Here is a 19,536-nt window from a genome sequence, read left to right on the forward strand (position 1 = left end):
AGATGTATGCAGCTAAAACCAAAACGAAAATTATAATAATAGATGACCATCGCTTGTTTCGCGAGGGAGTTAAACGTATTTTAGACATGGAAGATGATTTTGAAGTGATCGCTGAAGGTGATGATGGGGATGAAGCACTTCGTCTTGTCGAAGAAAATAAACCTGACGTGGTCTTAATGGATATTAATATGCCGCATGTGAATGGGGTAGAAGCAACAAGACAGCTTATTGAACAAGTACCGGAGACAAAAGTCATTATTTTATCAATTCATGATGATGAAACATATGTCACGCACGCAGTGAAAACAGGGGCAGCAGGGTATCTATTGAAAGAAATGGATGCAAACTCTCTTGTTGAGGCTGTTAAGGTTGTTGCATCTGGTGGAGCTTATATTCATCCTAAAGTAACGCATAATCTTGTGAATGAATATCGTCGTCTTGCTACGGAAGGTAAAAGACCATCGACTCAAATTGGTTACAAAGAAGTTGAATATCGTAAACCACTTCATATTTTAACACGTCGAGAATGCGAAGTTCTTCAACTGCTAACAGACGGAAAAAGCAATCGCTCTATAGGTGAAGACCTTTATATTAGTGAAAAAACGGTAAAAAACCATGTTTCCAATATTTTGCAAAAAATGAATGTAAACGACCGTACTCAAGCGGTAGTAGAGGCAATTAAAAAAGGATGGGTTAAGGTGCGCTGAGGCGTGCCTTTTTTCTTTGGGGTATTCTACTTGTTATGAGAGGTAAAGGTAAAGAGAAAACAAAATGAAGACAAAAAAATAGCCTCCAATTTTGGAGGCTATTTTTTGTACCATTATGCGCGCTTTGCACCGAGGTAACGTGGAGACCAGTAAGAGTTATCCATGTCACTGATTGTTACTCCGTATGAAGAAGAAGAGTGAATGAACTGACCGTTACCGATATAAATACCAGCGTGAGACGGGCCGGATTTATAAGTTTCAAAGAATACAAGATCCCCAACAGAAGGTGAAGAAACTTTGTCTGTTGCGTTCCAGATGCTAGCTACAGTACGTGGGATGGATTTACCAGCTTTGTTGAATACGTATTGTAGGTAGCCGCTGCAGTCAAAACCAGATGGTGTAGTTCCAGCCCAAACATATGGTACACCGATGTATTGCTTAGCAATAGATACGACAGAAGAGTTAGATGTTGATGCACTTTTTACCTGTGATGAAGAAGATGAGCTTACAGAAGAACCATTAAGTGCTGCAAATGTGTTTGATCCTGCAATGCCATCGACGCTAAGACCATTTGCACTTTGGAAGTTACGTACTGCTTGTTGTGTAATGGATCCATAAATGCCGTCAACGGAATAGTTGTAGTAGCCTTTTGATTTAAGCTGACTTTGTAGATTTGTTACACTTTGTCCACGATCACCGTGACGAAGTGTGCTGCTGTATGTATTAGAAGAGCTGCTTGATTTAGATGAAGTTGAACCTTTTAGTGCGCTAACTGTTTGTGGCCCTACAACACCGTCTACGCTAATGCCTGCGCTACGTTGGAAGTCGCGAACGCCATCTTCAGTAATATTTCCGAAATATCCAGTTGCTTTATGGTAATCAAAATAGCCTTTATTATCAAGTTCATTTTGTAGTTGAGTTACGTCAGAGTTGCTCATGCCATTGTATAGGGTACGGTCGCCTAGTGCTGCTTCACTTACGTTTGGTGCTAATAAAAGAGTACCTGCGAGTGTAGTAGTGATCACGACTTTCTTAAACATATTATAATTCCCCTGATTTATAAGTTAAAACCTTTTATTTTCTCTATCACGATTGCTAGTTTACATGATTGAGATAACAGGAGGATGAATATAACATTACAATTATGTAACAGAATACCTGCCTAATTTACTAAAAGTTTCATTTTACGACATTTACATTAAAAAATATGGTGAGTAATGGTTGACAAATTATGTGAAAAATATTATAAGCTTTTGTTGGCACAAAGCCAAAAATGCTCTATCATTAACTTGACTGGTTTTTAACGTAAATCGTATGAAGTACTTAATAGATTGAAGAGAGGCGTTAATATGAAGACAGTTGCTATTGTAACAGATAGTACGGCTTATATACCTGAATCAATGTTAAATGAATACGAAGTGACGATGGTTCCGCTTAGCGTAATATTCGGTAATGAATCCTATTTAGAAGAAAGAGAAATACAGGCAGAGGATTTTTTTGAAAAAGTAAAGAAAGAAGATGAGCTTCCTAAAACTTCTCAGCCTTCTATAGGAAGTTTTGTCGAAGCATATGAAACATTAGCTCGTTCACATGATGAAATTATTACGATTACTCTTTCCAGCGGTATCAGTGGTACTTATCAGTCAGCTCATTCAGCTGGAGGAATGATTGAAGGCGCGGACGTTCATGTTTTTGATTCAGAGATCAGTTGCATGATGCAGGGTTTTTATGTTCTAGAAGCAGCACAAATGGCGCAAGATGGCTTTAAAAGTAAAGAAATATTAAATCGTCTTCATAAGATAAAAAGTCAAGGGACGAATGCTTATTTCCTTGTGGATGATCTTAGCCATTTACATCGAGGTGGCAGGTTGAATGCTGCACAGCTTGTAGTCGGAAACCTTCTTCAAATAAAACCCGTACTAACTTTTGAAGATAAAAAAATTGTTCCATATGAAAAAATTAGAACTCGAAAAAAAGCATTAAATAAACTGATGACGCTATTTGATGACGCTGCAAAAGGCGGAGGTATCATTAAAGCAACTGTCATCTATGCAACGAATAAAGAAGAAGCAGAGCTTTTGAAAGCTGAATTAGAAGAAAAATACGCGAACGTAAGCATTATTTTAAGTTATTTCGGACCAGTTATTGCTACACACCTCGGTGAAGGTTCTCTTGGACTCGGCTGGTATCGTGTATGATCGTTAAAATCGAAAAGGAAGCAAACCCATGAGGTTTGCTTCCTATGTGTTAAATAACCAGCAAGTATATATACCTGAATTGCTTAATCAACCTTCTTACTCCCTCAATTTCGCTCCAATTGGTATGTTCAACTCGATTCCCACTCAACCGCAAAATCCCGATTTTCACCCGAATGTTCAACTTATGAATTTTTTATATGGAAGGCATTTATTAATCGATGAAATCCCTTACTCATTTCTTGAACTTCATGAACACTATTTAAATGGCTATCTTCATTTTGAACCCGGTATTCAAAGCATTGATGGAAAAGCAACTTGTATGAGGTGTGGAAGTACTGATTCATTTTCATTTTTCGCGTGCTCGCGCTGCCATAGTAAGAACTGTAAATATTGTAGAAAGTGTATCAGAATGGGAAAGGTAACATTTTGTTCTCCACTATATTCCATATCCAAGTGGATACCAAAAAATGAAGATAAAGCTGTTTTAGAGTGGTCTGGCACATTGTCGGATGGTCAAAAAGAAGCTTCTAATGCTGTTGTCATGGCTATTCAACATAATCTTACTCTCCTTGTATGGGCTGTTTGTGGTAGTGGTAAAACAGAAGTGTTATTTAATGGATTAGCTCATGCCCTCACCAATCAAAAGTCCGTATGTATTGCTACGCCACGTACAGATGTTGTATTAGAATTAGCTCCACGCCTACAAAAGGTCTTCCCTAGTCTTGTGATTTCTCCCTTATATGCAGGTCATTCCGATCCTCATTCTCATTTTGTTGTTTCTACGACGCATCAATTGATGCGTTTTAAGAATTACTTTGATGTCATGATCATTGACGAAGTAGATGCGTTTCCATATAGTGTGGATTCTTCTCTTCAATACAATGTTGAAAAAGCGAGAAAACAAGGCGGTTCCCTCATTTATTTAACAGCAACACCTTCACCGTTGATTTTAAAAAAAAGAAAATCTACAAATCGTACGGATTCCCTCAAGGTACCATGGTTTCCCACTTCCTATTCCATCTTGTCATTGGAGTGGCAATTGGAGAAAGAAAATAAATAAAGGTTACCTTCCTCATATATTAATTGAATGGATAAAGAAACAAGTATCTGAGCGAAAGCCCGTCCTCTTATTTCTTCCATCCATAAAAATCATTAATCAAACAAAAGCTGTATTTGAAAAAAATCACTTCCGATGTGAATCTGTTCATTCTGAGGATGAAAATCGAGCCGAAAAAGTTCTCCGTTTTCGAAAAAAAAGAAATCCCTATTCTCCTCTCATCGACTATTCTCGAAAGAGGCATTACGATTGAAAATATATCAGTAGCCGTGCTAGGAGCAGAGGATGAGGTATTTACAGAGAGTGCCCTGGTGCAAATTGCCGGAAGAGCTGGAAGAAGTAAGAGATTCCCAGATGGAGATGTTCGCTTTTTTCATTATGGTAAAACAAATGCCATGTTAGAGGCTATAAAACAAATTAAGAAAATGAATGTTGAAGCGAGGGAGAAAGGTTGGCTCAATTAAATCGTTGTACTATGTGCGGGGAAGATGTAAGTCGAAATGTATCCTGGAGCTGGTTGGTCGGAATAAAAAGTGACCCGGATTGTTGTGAGCTGTGCCGTAAGCAACTTGTGCTAATTGAGGGAGACTTATGTCGGAAATGTGGGCGGCCTCTAAATAAACTTCCTAGTAAATTTGTAGAAAATCAGTTCTGTTCTGATTGTAGAAAGTGGGAGGAAAAAGGATGGGGAAAAGTTCTTATCCATAATAAGTCGTTTTATGAATACAATGCTTTTTTGAAAAACACGCTTGCTCTTTATAAATTTAGAGGGGATGTTGAAGTGGGAAGAGTATTCTCACAGTTGATTCAAAAAGAGTTAAAGAAATCTTATCCCTTTATCGATCAAGTTATTGCAATGCCAACTAGTAAGGAAAGACTCTATGAGAGAGGTTTTAATCAATGTGAGGTTTGGATTGAAGGGACATCATTTGAACAAGAGTCACCACTGATCCGAATCAAAAACGAAGAAAAGCAAAGTAAATTGTCCCGAGAAAAAAGAATGAATCGTACAGAAGACATGTTTCGCGTAACAGAAGGATCTGCACTAAATGGAAAAAAGATACTTTTATTAGACGATCTTTATACAACGGGAACAACCATTCACTATGCAGCGCTCACCCTAAGAAATGCAGGTGCATCTGAAGTTTATTCCCTTACATTAAGCAGGGGATAAAGCAATGTCGAAAAATATTCAAGAAAACGCCTTCATTCGAGTTATATCAACAAAAACACCCCTTTGCCAGTGTGTAAATATAAACGTATAATAAATATATGGCACTGCCATGAAGATTTTTGAAGGGAATGTTGAACAAGATGCAGGGAAAAGTAAAATGGTTTAACAATGAAAAAGGATTTGGCTTTATTGAAAGAGAAGATGGCGACGACGTATTCGTTCATTTTTCAGCAATCAGTGGGGAAGGATTCAAATCCCTTGAAGAAGGCCAAACAGTTGAATTCGAGATTGTTGATGGAGCTCGTGGACCACAGGCTGCTAACGTAGAAAAAGTATCTTAAATTAAATTAATCGCTTAAAGCTCCTATCATTTGATAGGGGCTTTTTATTTTTAAAAGCTATTTTAGTTTATACTGATGTTTTTTTAGATTAAGCTTATCGATCGGGTTATATAATAGGAGGATAAGCCCTTATATGTATGTATTTGTTAAAAAATGTCGGAATTTAGAGTGTTTTGTGAAAAAAACGTAAAAATATTTGTGATTTTTTAAAGTTTATAGAGGGTAATAGAGGGGGTATAACGAATAATATAGTTATAGCATGGAAGGAGGAGTGCCACATGATGAATTTCAACATCCGTGGTGAAAACATTAAAGTTACACCTGCAATGAGAGAATATACTGAGAAGAAGGTAAGTAAACTTGAAAGGTATTTCGATACTCCACCTAATACCGATGTTCATGTAAACATGAAGGTCTATAACGATCAACAAATGATTGAAGTAACCATCCCTATGCCAAACCTTCTACTTCGAGCAGAAGAAGAGCATCAGGATATGTATGCAGCAATTGATTTAGTTGTTGAGAAGCTTGAACGACAAATTCGCAAGCATAAAACAAAAGTTAATCGCAAATTCCGTCAGGAAGGTAGCGTTAAATATATGTTCCGCGATGAATTAAACCCTACAACAACAAGTGTTGCTGAAGCTGATATGGATGAGGATGACGATCTACAAGTAGTGAAAACAAAGCGTTTTACATTCAAGCCGATGGACGTTGAAGAAGCAATTCTTCAGATGGACATGCTTGGACACAGCTTTTTCGTTTTCTCAAACGCTGTTACAGGAAGCACAGGCGTTGTCTATCGTCGTAAAGATGGTAAATACGGATTGATTGAGCAAGATTAACGAATAAATAAACAAGGGCAGGGGTGATCACCCCTGCCCTTTAAATATGTGCTGAAGTTTGTTTTTTTATCTACATTAATATAGTTGTAAGAAGGCATGGTTTTTTACTTTCTTGTGCCTCTAGCAACTAATTGTTAAAATAACTACATAGTATAAAAAATTCTTAGTTTAGTTAGATATATGATAGCACTCTACTGACAACAAAAGAGGAGCGTTTTGATGAAAGGTTTATTACGAAAAATCATACCCAATGGCAATGAACGTCAGGTTAGTCGCTTACAGAAGATTGCAGATCAAGTAGAGACTTTCTCAGATGAAATGAAGAAGTTATCTGATGATCAGCTCCGTAACAAAACGGAAGAATACAAAGAACGGATTCAAAAAGGTGAAGATCTAGATAAAATGTTACCAGAAGTGTACGCTACCGTTCGCGAAGCATCTGAACGTGTTCTTGGTATGCGTCCATTTCCAGTACAAATTATGGGAGCGGCGTCTCTTCATGAAGGAAATATTGCTGAAATGAAAACAGGTGAAGGTAAAACCCTTAGTGCCACAATGCCTGTTTATCTTAATGCCTTAACTGGTAAAGGTGTACACGTTATTACGGTCAACGAATATCTTGCGAAGCGTGACGCTGAAGAAATGGGAGAACTTTACCACTATCTTGGTTTAACAGTTGGACTAAACATTAGCGGACTGTCAAAAGAAGAAAAAGCCGAAGCTTATGCTGCAGATATTACGTATGGAACAAACAATGAATTTGGTTTCGATTATTTGCGTGACAACATGGTCTTATATAAAGAAGAAATGGTTCAACGCCCTCTTCATTATGCCATCATTGATGAAGTTGACTCCGTGTTAATTGATGAAGCAAGAACACCCCTTATTATTTCTGGGAGTGCTGAGAAGTCCACCACTTTATACATTCAAGCGAACCAATTTGTTAGAACACTAAAAGAAGAAGACGACTATAATGTTGATATCAAAACAAAGAACGTTCAATTAACGGAAGATGGGATTACGAAAGCAGAAAAATTCTTCGCTATTGAGAATTTATATGATTACAAACATGTACAACTAAACCACCATATTAATCAGGCGATGAAAGCTAATTTTATCATGCAACTCGATATGGACTATGTTGTTCAAGATGAGGAAGTTGTAATCGTTGATTCATTTACTGGACGTTTAATGGCGGGACGTCGCTATAGCGATGGACTTCATCAAGCGATTGAAGCGAAGGAAGGTCTTGTAATCCAACGTGAAAGTATGACGCTAGCTACGATTACATTCCAAAACTATTTTAGAATGTATGAAAAGCTTTCTGGTATGACAGGTACAGCCAAAACCGAGGAAGAAGAATTCCGGAATATCTACAATATGAACGTTATTGCGATTCCTACGAATAAGCCAATTGCTCGTATGGACTATCCTGATCTCGTTTATAAATCCACTAACGGTAAATTCCAGGCACTCTCTAGAGAAATTGAAGAGCGTCATAAGCATGGACAACCCATTCTTGTTGGTACAGTGGCGGTAGAAACATCTGAGTTGATTTCGCAATTCCTAAAGAAACGCGGAATTCCTCACAATATACTAAACGCCAAAAACCATGCTCGTGAAGCGGAAATTATTGAATCTGCTGGTCAAAAAGGTGCGGTAACGATCGCGACAAACATGGCTGGACGTGGTACAGATATTAAATTAGGAACAGGTGTACTTGATCTTGGAGGTCTCTTTATCTTAGGTACGGAACGTCATGAAAGCCGAAGAATAGATAACCAGCTTCGCGGACGTTCAGGACGTCAAGGGGACCCAGGTGAATCAAGGTTCTATATTTCTATGGAAGATGAGCTAATGAGAAGGTTTGGCTCGGATAATATGATGAACATGATGAACCGTCTCGGGATGGAAGAGGATCAGCCGATTGAATCCAAGCTTGTATCAAGAGCAGTGGAGTCAGCACAAAAACGCGTCGAAGGTAATAACTATGATGCTCGTAAGCAGCTTCTTCAATATGATGATGTGATGAGACAACAGCGCGAGATCATTTATGCTCAACGTGCAGAAGTACTTGAATCAGATAATTTACGTGAAATTGTCGAAACGATGCTGACTTCTGTTATTACACGTATCGTTGATGCTCATACAGGTGATGAGGATATTCAAGAAGAGTGGGATCATCAAGCAATTATTGATCACGCGAAAGGTATCTTCCTTCAAGAAGGCCAGGTAACAGTGAAAGATATCAAAGGCCTTGATAAGGAAGAAATCGTAGAACTTCTTGTTGAGAAAATGAAAGTAAATTACGATGAAAAAGAAGCTGCATTCGAACCGGAACGCATGCGTGAATTCGAAAAAGTTATTCTTCTGCGCAGTGTTGATCGTAAATGGATGGATCACATTGATGCAATGGATCAGCTCCGTCAGGGAATTCACTTGCGCGCTTACGGACAAAATGATCCTTTACGCGAGTATCAATTTGAAGGATTTGAAATGTTCGAGGACATGGTTACAGAGATAGAAGAAGAAGTCTCTACCTATATTATGAGAGCTCAGATTGAAAGTAATCTAAAGCGAGAAAAAGTAGCAGAAGGCAAAGCCGTTAATCCAAAAGAAGAAGGAAGCTCGAAGCCAAAACCTGTTAAGAAAAAGCAGGATATTGGACGAAATGATCCTTGTCCTTGTGGTAGTGGCAAGAAATATAAGAATTGTCACGGCAAAGCAGAATAATGCCGGGCAGGTGTTCAAAGCTGAACACCTGCTTATTCTATGTAAAATAACGAAAAACTTGAGGTGAAGACGATGGAAATGCATGAAATTAGAAGCGAACTAAACACAATTGAAACACGATTAAACGACTTTAGGGGGTCTCTTTGACCTCGAAAATAAAAGAGCCCGTATCGATGAATTAGACATTCAAATGACTGATCCAGATTTCTGGAATGATCAAAATGCCGCTCAAAAAGTGATTAATGAATCAAATTCTCTAAAAGAAGCTGTTAATGAGTTCGATTCTCTTCAAGAAGAATATGAGAACTTGGAAGTTTCTTATGAACTTGTGAAAGAAGAAAACGATCAGGAGTTATTTGAAGATCTTGAAGTAGAAATTAAAGATCTAAAAAAAGCAGTCAATCAATTTGAACTTACGCTTCTTCTAAGCGAAGAGCATGATAAAAATAATGCGATTCTTGAACTTCACCCGGGTGCTGGTGGTACAGAATCACAAGACTGGGCATCGATGCTTCTTAGAATGTATACGCGTTATGGTGAGAAAAAAGGATTTAAAGTTGAAACGCTTGATTACCTCCCTGGTGATGAAGCTGGTGTGAAAAGTGTTACGTTAAACTTTAAAGGTCATAATGCTTATGGGTATTTAAAAGCAGAAAAAGGCGTCCACCGCCTTGTTCGTATCTCACCATTTGACTCAAGCGGCAGACGTCATACTTCTTTTGTTTCTTGCGAAGTAATGCCTGAATTTAATGATGAAATTGAGATTGACATTCGCACAGAAGATTTGAAGATCGATACGTATCGTGCGAGTGGTGCTGGTGGTCAGCACATTAATACGACTGACTCTGCCGTTCGAATCACGCACCTTCCTACTAAAGTAGTTGTTAGTTGTCAGGGAGAACGTTCTCAGATTAAAAACCGAGAACAGGCCATGAAAATGTTGAAAGCAAAGCTATATCAATTGAAAATTGAAGAACAAGAAGCAGAGCTCGATGAGATCCGAGGCGAGCAGAAAGAAATTGGCTGGGGTAGTCAAATTCGATCTTATGTTTTCCATCCATATAGTATGGTAAAAGATCATCGTACAAATATGGAAGTTGGGAACACTCAATCTGTCATGGATGGCGATCTCGATCCATTTATTGATGCTTTTCTCCGTTCTCGTTTAAATGATTGAAACTAACTTCAAGCCTACCTGTAGAATCAGGTCGGCTTTTTTTATTTAAAGGCTATGTTAGTGTACGTTGTTTACTTTTCGGTCGTTTACCCTTTGTGATCACCAATCGCTTCTTCATGTTTCTGTCATAAATGGGGCAAAGTATAAAGGGAGAAAGAAGTGCTTCAACTTGATAACGCGCTGCTACAATGCGGTTTACACCCCATATGCCCGATGATATACTACTGAAGGCTTTTGCTTAGAAATGAGCAGTGACTTAAATCATAGAGGTAAGTGAGTGAATGCAGTTATGATAGCAACGTTAGCGAAATTTACAGCAAGAAAGGTTTCACCAGCACATAAGATACTTGAATATTTAAGCGTTATGGTAGGATCCGCCCTTGTGGCGATTGCCTTTAACCTTTTCCTACTCCCTAATAGCATAGCTTCTGGTGGGGTAAGCGGGATCAGTACCATTACAAAAGGAGTCTTTGATTGGAAACCGGCATATGTCCAGTGGGCTTTTAATATTCCATTGTTTATAAGTGGTTTAATTTTTCTGGGGAAAAAGTATGGTCCAAAAACCTTGGTCGGAACTCTCTTCTTACCTTTTGTCGTAAAATTGACAGAGAACGTAGAACCAGCGACAACAGATCCGTTATTAGGTGCCCTTTTCGGTGGTCTTGGAGTTGGGATTGGCCTTGGAATTGTATTCAGGGGAAAGGCCTCTACTGGAGGTACGGACCTTGCTGCACAAATTGTAAACAAGTATACAGGAGTTTCGCTCGGAACGTGTGTATTTATGATTGATGGCTTAATTGTCGTTGCTTCAGCGTTTGTGTTCAGCCTAGAAGAAGCACTTTATGCCCTTATTGCTATGTATCTAACAGGTAAAACAATTGATGTTGTTCAACTAGGATTGGGCTACTCGAAAATGGCTCTTATTATTTCAGATAAAGAAGAAGAGCTGCGTGAAGGAATCATCACTGTAATAGATCGAGGTGTGACAAGAATTTCAGGTCAGGGTGGATACACCAATGATAAGCGTCCCATCTTAATGGTTGTTGTTGCGCAAAATGAGGTTACAAAGCTAAAAGAGCTCGTGAAGGGGGTTGATCCTTCAGCATTTGTGATTGTATCCAACGCCACTGAAGTGCTAGGAGAAGGTTTTAAAAGAGAGTAAGCCGGCTATTGTAAATGAAAGTGAGCTCCATTAGAGGTGAGGTTTTTACTTTGTCCAGTGGGTGGCAGTATATATGAGGAGTGAAGATAATGAAGAAGTGGATGGGGTTTCTGTTTGTAGTTGTTCTGATTTTTAGTTTAGCTGCATGTGGTGCGAGTAATAATGAAAATAGCAAGAATGAGGGCTCTTCAAAAGAAGGTAACTTAGAAAATGGGAATGCAGGCCAAGCTTCTGGTGAATATGATGCTAATGCCGCAGAAGCTACATATCAAACGAATTGCTTAAGCTGTCATGGAGACAACCTTGAGGGGAAAGTAGGGCCACAACTTTCAAATGTAGGCTCACGGTTATCGAAAGATGAGATTCTCTCTGTCATTCAAAACGGGAAAGGGCAGATGCCTGGGAATATTTTACGTGGAGATACGGAAGTGGAAGAAAACGTAGCAAGCTGGCTAGCGGATATGAAATAAGTAGAGAAGAAGCACTGAATAGTGCTTTTTTTATTGTCGTATTTTTGATTATAAACTTGGAAAAAGGAGGATGTAATATTACGAAGGAGAGAGGGTATCTCTTGTATTTCCCTTCTTGACAAAGTTAAGCATAGATAATTGTGTAATAATCTATTAGTTATTAATGTATTATTGCAGAAGATGTCAGATCAAGAGAGTCTTGAAATAAAAATGTAATAAAAATTTGTCTTAAAATAGCGAATTTGTTTGTTATAATATCTTCAGATGTAAAGGAACTAATCAAAAATAAAAACACCAATAATAAAACTAACTCCTAAGAATTTGCATCGAGAATTTAAGCAAGTAGGAAGTGGTACAGTTTGATCGAAATGAAAGATGTTTGGAAAACATACGACAATGGAATCAAAGCCATAAACGGTATCGATATTACAATTGATAAAGGTGAATTTGTCTACATAGTAGGACCAAGTGGCGCCGGTAAGTCAACATTTATGAGAATGATGTATCGGGAAGAAAAGCCTACAAGTGGAAAAATCGTAATTAATGGAAAAGATGTTGGCAAATTGAAGAGTAAGTACATCCCTAAGCTACGTCGCGAAATCGGCGTTGTTTTTCAGGACTTTAAACTTTTGCCAAGATTAACCGTTTATGAGAACGTCGCTTTTGCTCTTGAAGTCATCGAGGAAAGTAAAGCAAATACGCGCAAGCGAGTCATGGAAACGCTAAGTCTCGTTAATTTGAAAAACAAAGCAAGGTTCTTACCAGACGAACTTTCAGGTGGGGAACAGCAGAGGGTTTCAATAGCAAGAGCGATCGTCAATAACCCTCACATTCTGCTAACAGATGAGCCTACCGGGAATCTGGATCCAGAAACTGCATGGGGCATTATGGATTTACTAGATCAAATCAACAATCGCGGTACAACTGTTATTATGGCAACCCATAATAAGGATATTGTGAATACATTCAGAAAACGTGTTATTGCAATTGATGGCGGTATAGTTACCCGTGATGAAGCAAGAGGTGAGTACGGGTATGAAAATTAAAACGTTTGGTCGCCACGGAAAAGAAGGTTTCAAAAATCTTGGTCGAAATGGCTGGATGACCTTCGCTTCGATTTCTGCGGTTACCGTTACACTACTTTTAGTCGGCGTTTGTCTCGCATTGCTTCTTAATTTAAATGCTTTTGGTGATCAGCTTGAAAGTGATGTTGAAATCAGCGCATTTATTGATTTAACGGCTCAGCAAGAACAGCAAGATGAACTTAAGTCTAGGATCGAGAACATTTCTGAAGTGGAATCTGTTACTTATCAATCTAAAGAAGAAGGATTGGATAATTTAATTGATAACCTTGGGGATGAAGGTGAAGTGTTCGAGTCATTAAGAGAAGAAAATCCTTTAAGTGACGCATTCCTGGTCAAAACCAAAGATCCTAAGAATGTAACGGCAGTGGCTGAAGAGATTAAGCAGCTAGAAAATGTACAAGATGTTGAGTTTGCAGAAGATACGGTGAACAGACTTTTTAAAGTTCTTGAGATCGCACGAAATGTTGGACTGGCCCTTGTGGTTGGATTACTATTTACAGCCATGTTCCTCATTTCTAATACTATTAAACTAACAATTGTTGCCAGAAGTCATGAAATTGAAATTATGAAGCTAGTGGGAGCAACGAACTGGTTCATTCGATGGCCATTCCTAGTAGAGGGTATCCTAATTGGAATTTTCGGCTCGATTATCCCAATTGGAATTCTAATCTACGGCTATTACTATTTAATTGAATTAATAGCAAATCGTTTCCCAACTTTATTCATCGATTTACTACCGGTAACACCGTTTGTTTACCAGCTATCAGGGTTGTTAATTATCCTCGGTGTGATTATCGGAGTATGGGGAAGTCTTACATCGATGCGTAAATTCTTAAAAGTTTAAAATGAAAATTAAGAGATAAATAGATTCATCTATTTTGGGGGAGGAACAAAGATTGAAGCGTAAAATTTTAGCAACGGCTCTAACATTGACTCTAGGTTTAAGCGGACTAACAACTGCAGCACTTCCACAAACGACTGAAGCCGCAAATCTTGATGATCAACTTAATAATGTCAAAGAAAAGCAGTCTTCAAACCAGGAAGAGCTTGAGCAAAAGGAATCTGAACTTGCGGACGTGAAAGCAGAGCAAGAAGATGTTCGAGCAGAAATTGAACAGTTAAACAAAGAAGTAGCTGAAACGGATGAGAAGATTTCAGTGAAAGAGAAGGAAATTAAAGATACAAATGCTGAAATTGATCAGTTGAAAGAAGAAATTAGCGCTTTAGAAGACCGTATTGCTGAGCGTGATAAGTTATTGAAAGATCGCATTCGCTCTATGCAACAAAACGGTGGCGGAACAGTTGATTACATGGAAGTTTTACTTGGTGCTACTGATTTTGGTGATCTAGTAGAACGCGTTCTTGCTCTTAATACAATTGCTGATCAAGACAAAAAGATTCTTGAAGAGCATAAAGCGGACAAGCAGGCAGTAGAAGAAAAGAAAGCTCAAGTAGAAGAGAAACTTGCCTCTCTTGAAGAGAATAAAGCAGAGCTTGAAGATCTTAAAAAAGAGCTTGATTCTAAAAAAGCACAAAAAGATAAGCTAATGAAGTCCCTTGAAGAAGAAGAAGGCGATCTTCATAATCATATGATGGACTTAAATGAAACTGCTGAACTTCTAGCAGCTCAAGAAAAAGCAGTAAAGCAAGAGATTAAGCGTGCTGAAGAAGCAGCTCGTAAAGCTGAAGAAGAGCGTAAAGCCGCAGCTAAAGCGGCAAAAGAAAAAGCTGAAGCTGAAGCACAAGCGAAAAAGGAAGCAGCGGCAAGCTCAAGCAAGTCTAGCAGTTCAAATAGTTCAAGCAGTTCAAATTCAGCACCGGCGCCAACTCCTGAGCCAGCACCAGCGCCTTCTAGTAACGCAACATTCATTAAGCCTGCTGCTGGTCCAATTACATCTGGATTAGGCCGCCGCTGGGGAACGTTCCACGCAGGAATTGATATTGCTCAAGGTGGTCAAAACCCAGTATCAGCTGCTGCAGATGGAACAGTATTAAAATCTTATCATTCAGATTCATACGGTAATGTAGTATTCTTGACGCATAGTATCAATGGTCAAATGTACACAACAGTGTATGCTCATTTGCAAAATCGCGCAGTTTCTACAGGTCAGTCAGTAAGTCAGGGAACTTACCTTGGTACAATGGGGAATACTGGTCATTCAACTGGACAACATTTACACTTTGAAATTCACAAAGGTTCATGGAACTCTAGTAAGTCAAATGCTGTTGACCCAATGAATTACATTCGATAATTAGATGAGCCTCGCTTCAATGGGCTTTCCCCCTCACAATTTGAGATGGAAACATAATGAAAACAACTGAATCATATAGTACAATAAGATGAAAAGGCATCGCATCGTTATGATGGGGTGCCTTTTCCTTCAAATTAGAAGAGGTGAGTACAATGAAGATACAGGGGAAAGTTGTCGCTTTACTTGTCGTGATCGCCCTTGTAATCGGTTCAGGTGGTACATACGCGGCCTTCACTTTATTACAGGACGAGCCTGAAGGGAGCACTCAATCTTTAACTCTTGGTTCCGGTAATGAAATAGAGACAGAAGAGCTAACGAAAATTAACAAAGCTTATGAATTAATCCAGGATCGCTATGTAAATGATGTCGATCAAAAAGAGTTGTTAGATGGAGCTATTAAAGGAATGGTAGATACTCTTGAAGATCCCTACTCAGTCTATATGGACCCTAAAACAGCCGAGCAATTTAGCCAATCTCTTGGTTCTTCCTTTGAGGGAATCGGGGCGGAAGTGAATATGACTGAGGGAAGAGTAACGATAGTGTCACCTTATAAAGATTCACCTGCTGAGAAAGCAGGCCTCCGTCCGAATGATAAAATCATGACGATCGACGGTGAAAGCACAGAAGGACTTGATTTGTATGATGCCGTATTAAAGATTCGTGGGGAGAAAGGCACGGTTGTCACGCTCGGCGTTCAACGCCCAGGCGCTTCAGAGACTATGAAGGTAGAAGTGACGCGTGATGAGATTCCTATCGAAACGGTCCGTGCAAGTACGGTAGAAGAAAACGGAAAAACAATCGGTGTCTTGCAAATCACTTCATTCTCAGAGGATACAGCTAAAAGCTTCTCAGAAGAGTTGACTAAATTAGAAAAACAGGACATTGATGGTTTGGTACTTGACGTTCGTAATAATCCAGGAGGCCTGTTAAATGTTGTTTCGGATATGGCGGAAGAACTGATTCCTAATGACAAACCTTACGTTCAAATTGAAGATCGTGAAGGAGAGAAACAGCGTTCTGTTTCTACTCTTGAAGAGAAAAAAGATTATCCTGTCGTAGGACTTATTGATCGTGGGAGTGCATCTGCTGCAGAAATTCTTGCCGGAGCGCTTAAAGAAGCAGGCGATTATGATTTGGTCGGTGAAACGTCATTTGGTAAAGGAACGGTTCAATCAACGCTAGACCTTGGAGATGGCAGTAATATTAAACTGACAATGTTTAAATGGTTAACACCAGATGGCAACTGGATTCATAAAGAAGGAATTGAGCCAACGGTTGAAGCAAAGCAGCCTGATTACTTCTATGTAAATCCATTATCTACTGAAAAGACGTTAGAATTTGATCAGAACAGCGAGCAAGTAGAGTCTGCGCAAATCATGCTCAAAGGTCTTGGTTTTGAACCGGGACGCAAAGACGGTTATTTTAGTGATAAAACAGTTACAGCAGTAAAAGCTTTCCAACGTTCGAATGATATAAATATTACTGGGAAAATAGATGAAAAAACTGCGCAGAAACTTCAGGAAAAAATTATTGATTCCATTCGCAATCCTGATAACGATGTGCAGCTTAAGACAGCGGTGGAGCTCCTTGCTAAATAATTTCAAGAAGGAAATGAACTGTTGATGTCGAAGCTATTCCGCAGGAAATCCTGCGGAATTTTTTTCGACCATGATAAGCACGTTGAACAAGTAGAAGACATTTTCAAAATGAGGTAAACTAGATTGGTTGTCTCATGATTATTTGGCAATGTTAGGGTATTTTCGATAATTCTCTCATGACAGAGCGGAACATTCATATAACATAGCCAGTCATTTAGTAACTGCTAACAAGCATGGAGGAATATAAAATGGACACTTTTGGCCTTTCAATACTTAAGGGAATTATTAGTTTTTTCCTTCATCCCCTCACGTATATTACGATTATTGGAGCATTTATGCTCGGCCTTTCACGAGTAAAACGTGATAGAAGAGATTTTCACACAAGAGTACATGATGTTTTGGACGATGTTCCATTTGCTATCATACCCGGATTATTGATTGGAGCCGCTTTTCTGATACTTAATCTTTTGCTTGGTTTAACGATTCCTTTCAGTACCACCGTAGCAATGAGTCTCGGAGCATTTTTGCTTTTAGTAACAGGACAAATTCGTTTTTTATCACCTGCTTTTGTGTTCATCTTACCTACACTAGCAACGTTTTTTTATACTCCAATCGATCTCGGTAACGATACTCTCAATACGATGCAAGAGGGGGTCGGGAATGCATCGCCGATTGCGCTCGCTATTTTAGTTGGCTTTCTAGTATTCATGGAAGGGTTATTCATTACGATGAATGCCGGGAAACAGACGTCACCAAGACTCGTAGAAAGTAAACGTGGAAAGTTAGTGGGGGCCCATGAAGTCCAAAGACTATGGCTTTTACCACTATTCCTCTTCCTTCCAGTCGGTCAGGTTGAATCATTTACATGGTGGCCTCTTCTTGATTTTGGTGCTGGCACCTATGCCTTTATCTTATTGCCATTTCCAATTGGCTTTCGAAAGCTTATACACCATGCATTACCCCTTCCAGAGATGAAGAGTAATGGTAGGCAGGTTGCTCTTCTCGGGGGAGCGACGGTCTTAATTGGTCTAATGAGTTACTTTTTGAGTAATAAATGGATTGCATTAGTTGCAATCATTCTAGTGATTCTTGGACGAGCTGGTATTTTACTTCTTCATCGAGGTAAAAATAAGCCTGCCTATTTCAATGAACGAAATAAAGGACTTGTTATTCTCGGAATTCTCCCTGGCTCACCTGCAGATCAAATGAACTTACAAGTTGGCGAAGTCATTTCTAAGGTGAATGGGCTACCTTTAGGAAAAGGTGTAGATTTTTATACGGCTCTTCAACGTAATGCCGCTTTTTGTAAAATGGAAGTGCTTGATGTTAATGGAGAAGTTAGGTTTGAGCAAAAAGCGCTTTATAATAATACTCATCATGAGCTTGGTTTGCTATTTGTAAAAGAAAATCGTTTTGAGGAGCAAGAGGAAGCACAATAATAAACGAATCGTTAGAAGAAGGCTGAGGCTTTCTTCTTTTTTGTTATGCTATTTTTCGTTAAATAGCAAAAGTTATGTTTCTCTTTGTCACTTATAGAATTAAACCTATTTCAACAATAAAGTTGCACTTGTTTCTATGCCATTTAGTTATAGGTTCTATTCAAGAAATATATGGAAGTTAGAAAACCGTTTCATCCCTTGGATGATTGCGTTTACAGTGATTTTCTATGTCTTGTATGTTAGCAAAACGCTTGCTACACTTTGATCATTCTTAACGTAAAGGAGCATGTCGCAATGACTGGAGAAAAGCAGTTGCAGCAACAATTAATGGATCTTAATGAAAGAGAAATGAAGTTGCTTCAAAAGTTTGAAATAGAGCGTGAGACAATTATGAATCAAATGCACGGTAGCGCGTCTGTCGTTACAAGAGCTCCAATTTCCGAAATCGTAGAAACCCTTGAACGTTCTCAAGTGGCGATGGGGCCGCTTTACCTGACAGATCTACTAGAGAAGCATTATAGAATCACTATTTCAAAGTCATCCCTTTTTAATATCCTTGAAATGCTCGCAGAGTCAAAAGATTATCCTATTACTCGGATTAGTGAAAAAGGATTTAAATATAGTAAATAAGCTATAAAGGGTTGAATTTTGTCATTTGTTACTAACAACACAGATTTACTCGATTAGGGTAGTGTATTAGCAGAGCCATTAAGAAAGAAAAGGTGATTAGAATGGACAATGTATTCGAAGATACAAATATGAAGTCTACCAATGAGTCAAGAACGGCTAAAGCAACCGTAGTCAATCCGACTCATACAAATATTCATGGAACATTATTTGGGGGTCAACTGATGGCCTTCATTGATGACGTTGCTCTTATTTCAGCAACTCGTCATTCAAGAAGACCCTGTGTAACAGCATCAACTGATTCAGTGGATTTTCTTCATCCGATTAATCAAGGAGACATTGTTTGTCTTGAATCCATGGTGACGTGGACACACAAAACATCAATGGAGGTTTTTGTTAAAGCAATTGCAGAGAAAATGTTCACTGGTGAACGTCACGTATGTGCGACTGCGCTGTTAACATTTGTAGCCCTTGATGAAGAAGGAAATCCAGTTGAGGTACCAGGTGTTTACCCTGAAACAGAAGAGGAGAAATTCTTGAATGAAACAGCTGTTGAACGAAAAGAGATTCGTAAAGGTCGCAAAGGTGAAAGTAGAAAGCTAGCTCGTGAATTTGGAACTCCAAAGCCCTGGGATGCAGCTCAGTTTACTACATTGTAAAGTCGTTTCTTA

The 19,536-nt window shown here is 38.8% G+C and carries 19 protein-coding genes; 18 read left to right on the plus strand and 1 reads right to left on the minus strand.

Translation table 11 applies throughout. The features are described 5' to 3' along the window. The first annotated feature begins 2 nt into the window (after positions 1-2). The gene (locus tag ACIFPW_RS16325) at positions 3-707 is read left to right on the plus strand and encodes a response regulator (protein ID WP_159785070.1); all 705 of its coding nucleotides are present in this window, start codon (positions 3-5) and stop codon (positions 705-707) included. 113 nt (positions 708-820) lie between these two features. Here ACIFPW_RS16325 and ACIFPW_RS16330 read toward each other — a convergent pair whose 3' ends face one another. Further along, positions 821-1,747, minus strand: coding sequence for a peptidoglycan-binding protein (locus tag ACIFPW_RS16330; RefSeq protein WP_404683329.1), 927 nt, complete (start codon positions 1,745-1,747; stop codon positions 821-823). A 309-nt stretch (positions 1,748-2,056) separates the two neighbouring features. Between ACIFPW_RS16330 and ACIFPW_RS16335 the strand changes: the two genes are divergently transcribed. From ACIFPW_RS16335 to ACIFPW_RS16415, 17 genes are all read left to right on the plus strand, one after another. After that, positions 2,057-2,905: a DegV family protein gene (locus tag ACIFPW_RS16335; protein WP_430245857.1), complete on the plus strand. Its 849-nt coding sequence runs from the start codon at positions 2,057-2,059 to the stop codon at positions 2,903-2,905. 409 nt (positions 2,906-3,314) lie between these two features. Then, a complete protein-coding gene (locus ACIFPW_RS16340) occupies positions 3,315-3,965 on the plus strand; it encodes a DEAD/DEAH box helicase family protein (protein WP_430245858.1) in 651 nt (216 codons plus the stop codon). Between the two features lie 155 nt (positions 3,966-4,120). Continuing rightward, positions 4,121-4,426 (plus strand): helicase-related protein, encoded by a 306-nt coding sequence (locus tag ACIFPW_RS16345; protein ID WP_430245860.1) that lies wholly within the window; start codon positions 4,121-4,123, stop codon positions 4,424-4,426. A gap of 317 nt (positions 4,427-4,743) precedes the next feature. Then, entirely contained in the window at positions 4,744-5,136 is a 393-nt protein-coding gene (locus ACIFPW_RS16350) for a ComF family protein (RefSeq protein ID WP_430245862.1), read from the plus strand. Between the two features lie 140 nt (positions 5,137-5,276). Then, a complete protein-coding gene (locus ACIFPW_RS16355) occupies positions 5,277-5,477 on the plus strand; it encodes a cold shock domain-containing protein (protein ID WP_194218747.1) in 201 nt (66 codons plus the stop codon). A gap of 281 nt (positions 5,478-5,758) precedes the next feature. After that, on the plus strand, positions 5,759-6,322 hold the full coding sequence (gene hpf / locus ACIFPW_RS16360; protein WP_194218748.1) for a ribosome hibernation-promoting factor, HPF/YfiA family: 564 nt from the start codon (positions 5,759-5,761) through the stop codon (positions 6,320-6,322). Positions 6,323-6,541: 219 nt separating this feature from the next. Then, the gene (gene secA / locus ACIFPW_RS16365) at positions 6,542-9,055 is read left to right on the plus strand and encodes a preprotein translocase subunit SecA (RefSeq protein ID WP_430245865.1); all 2,514 of its coding nucleotides are present in this window, start codon (positions 6,542-6,544) and stop codon (positions 9,053-9,055) included. Positions 9,056-9,127: 72 nt separating this feature from the next. Further along, positions 9,128-10,232 (plus strand): peptide chain release factor 2 gene (gene prfB, locus ACIFPW_RS16370; protein ID WP_430245867.1). Its coding sequence is split into 2 segments (ribosomal slippage): positions 9,128-9,199 and positions 9,201-10,232, totalling 1,104 coding nucleotides; the frame shifts between segments, so codons are not numbered across the junction. A 289-nt stretch (positions 10,233-10,521) separates the two neighbouring features. Next, a complete protein-coding gene (locus tag ACIFPW_RS16375; protein WP_303534350.1) occupies positions 10,522-11,394 on the plus strand; it encodes a YitT family protein in 873 nt (290 codons plus the stop codon). A gap of 89 nt (positions 11,395-11,483) precedes the next feature. Beyond that, positions 11,484-11,864, plus strand: coding sequence for a c-type cytochrome (locus ACIFPW_RS16380; RefSeq protein ID WP_430245869.1), 381 nt, complete (start codon positions 11,484-11,486; stop codon positions 11,862-11,864). Positions 11,865-12,223: 359 nt separating this feature from the next. Further along, the gene (ftsE, locus tag ACIFPW_RS16385) at positions 12,224-12,910 is read left to right on the plus strand and encodes a cell division ATP-binding protein FtsE (RefSeq protein ID WP_430245871.1); all 687 of its coding nucleotides are present in this window, start codon (positions 12,224-12,226) and stop codon (positions 12,908-12,910) included. Next, positions 12,900-13,793: a permease-like cell division protein FtsX gene (gene ftsX / locus ACIFPW_RS16390; protein WP_430245873.1), complete on the plus strand. Its 894-nt coding sequence runs from the start codon at positions 12,900-12,902 to the stop codon at positions 13,791-13,793. The genes ftsE and ftsX overlap by 11 nt, the downstream gene beginning before the upstream one ends. A gap of 52 nt (positions 13,794-13,845) precedes the next feature. Continuing rightward, positions 13,846-15,201: a murein hydrolase activator EnvC family protein gene (locus ACIFPW_RS16395; RefSeq protein WP_430245875.1), complete on the plus strand. Its 1,356-nt coding sequence runs from the start codon at positions 13,846-13,848 to the stop codon at positions 15,199-15,201. Positions 15,202-15,359: 158 nt separating this feature from the next. Beyond that, the gene (locus ACIFPW_RS16400; protein WP_430245880.1) at positions 15,360-16,799 is read left to right on the plus strand and encodes a S41 family peptidase; all 1,440 of its coding nucleotides are present in this window, start codon (positions 15,360-15,362) and stop codon (positions 16,797-16,799) included. Between the two features lie 248 nt (positions 16,800-17,047). Then, on the plus strand, positions 17,048-18,238 hold the full coding sequence (locus ACIFPW_RS16405; protein ID WP_430245877.1) for a PDZ domain-containing protein: 1,191 nt from the start codon (positions 17,048-17,050) through the stop codon (positions 18,236-18,238). Between the two features lie 294 nt (positions 18,239-18,532). Beyond that, positions 18,533-18,868 carry a hypothetical protein gene (locus ACIFPW_RS16410; RefSeq protein WP_226615289.1) on the plus strand — a complete coding sequence of 112 codons (336 nt, stop codon included), beginning with the start codon at positions 18,533-18,535 and terminating at the stop codon, positions 18,866-18,868. A gap of 128 nt (positions 18,869-18,996) precedes the next feature. After that, the gene (locus tag ACIFPW_RS16415; protein ID WP_194219583.1) at positions 18,997-19,524 is read left to right on the plus strand and encodes an acyl-CoA thioesterase; all 528 of its coding nucleotides are present in this window, start codon (positions 18,997-18,999) and stop codon (positions 19,522-19,524) included. The last annotated feature ends 12 nt before the right edge of the window (positions 19,525-19,536 follow it).

The organism is Pseudalkalibacillus sp. NRS-1564 (genome assembly GCF_050467905.1).
GTDB lineage: Bacteria > Bacillota > Bacilli > Bacillales > Guptibacillaceae > Guptibacillus > Guptibacillus hwajinpoensis_B.

Excerpts from the sequence above, each read along its gene's own strand:
- ACIFPW_RS16325 (WP_159785070.1), top strand. The coding sequence starts at position 3 with ATGTATGCAGCTAAAACCAAAACGAAAATTATAATAATAGATGACCAT.
- ACIFPW_RS16330 (WP_404683329.1), bottom strand. The coding sequence starts at position 1,747 with ATGTTTAAGAAAGTCGTGATCACTACTACACTCGCAGGTACTCTTTTA.
- ACIFPW_RS16335 (WP_430245857.1), top strand. The coding sequence starts at position 2,057 with ATGAAGACAGTTGCTATTGTAACAGATAGTACGGCTTATATACCTGAA.
- ACIFPW_RS16340 (WP_430245858.1), top strand. The coding sequence starts at position 3,315 with ATGGGAAAGGTAACATTTTGTTCTCCACTATATTCCATATCCAAGTGG.
- ACIFPW_RS16345 (WP_430245860.1), top strand. The coding sequence starts at position 4,121 with ATGAAAATCGAGCCGAAAAAGTTCTCCGTTTTCGAAAAAAAAGAAATC.
- ACIFPW_RS16355 (WP_194218747.1), top strand. The coding sequence starts at position 5,277 with ATGCAGGGAAAAGTAAAATGGTTTAACAATGAAAAAGGATTTGGCTTT.
- hpf (WP_194218748.1), top strand. The coding sequence starts at position 5,759 with ATGAATTTCAACATCCGTGGTGAAAACATTAAAGTTACACCTGCAATG.
- secA (WP_430245865.1), top strand. The coding sequence starts at position 6,542 with ATGAAAGGTTTATTACGAAAAATCATACCCAATGGCAATGAACGTCAG.
- ACIFPW_RS16375 (WP_303534350.1), top strand. The coding sequence starts at position 10,522 with ATGATAGCAACGTTAGCGAAATTTACAGCAAGAAAGGTTTCACCAGCA.
- ACIFPW_RS16380 (WP_430245869.1), top strand. The coding sequence starts at position 11,484 with ATGAAGAAGTGGATGGGGTTTCTGTTTGTAGTTGTTCTGATTTTTAGT.
- ftsX (WP_430245873.1), top strand. The coding sequence starts at position 12,900 with ATGAAAATTAAAACGTTTGGTCGCCACGGAAAAGAAGGTTTCAAAAAT.
- ACIFPW_RS16405 (WP_430245877.1), top strand. The coding sequence starts at position 17,048 with ATGGACACTTTTGGCCTTTCAATACTTAAGGGAATTATTAGTTTTTTC.
- ACIFPW_RS16410 (WP_226615289.1), top strand. The coding sequence starts at position 18,533 with ATGACTGGAGAAAAGCAGTTGCAGCAACAATTAATGGATCTTAATGAA.
- ACIFPW_RS16415 (WP_194219583.1), top strand. The coding sequence starts at position 18,997 with ATGAAGTCTACCAATGAGTCAAGAACGGCTAAAGCAACCGTAGTCAAT.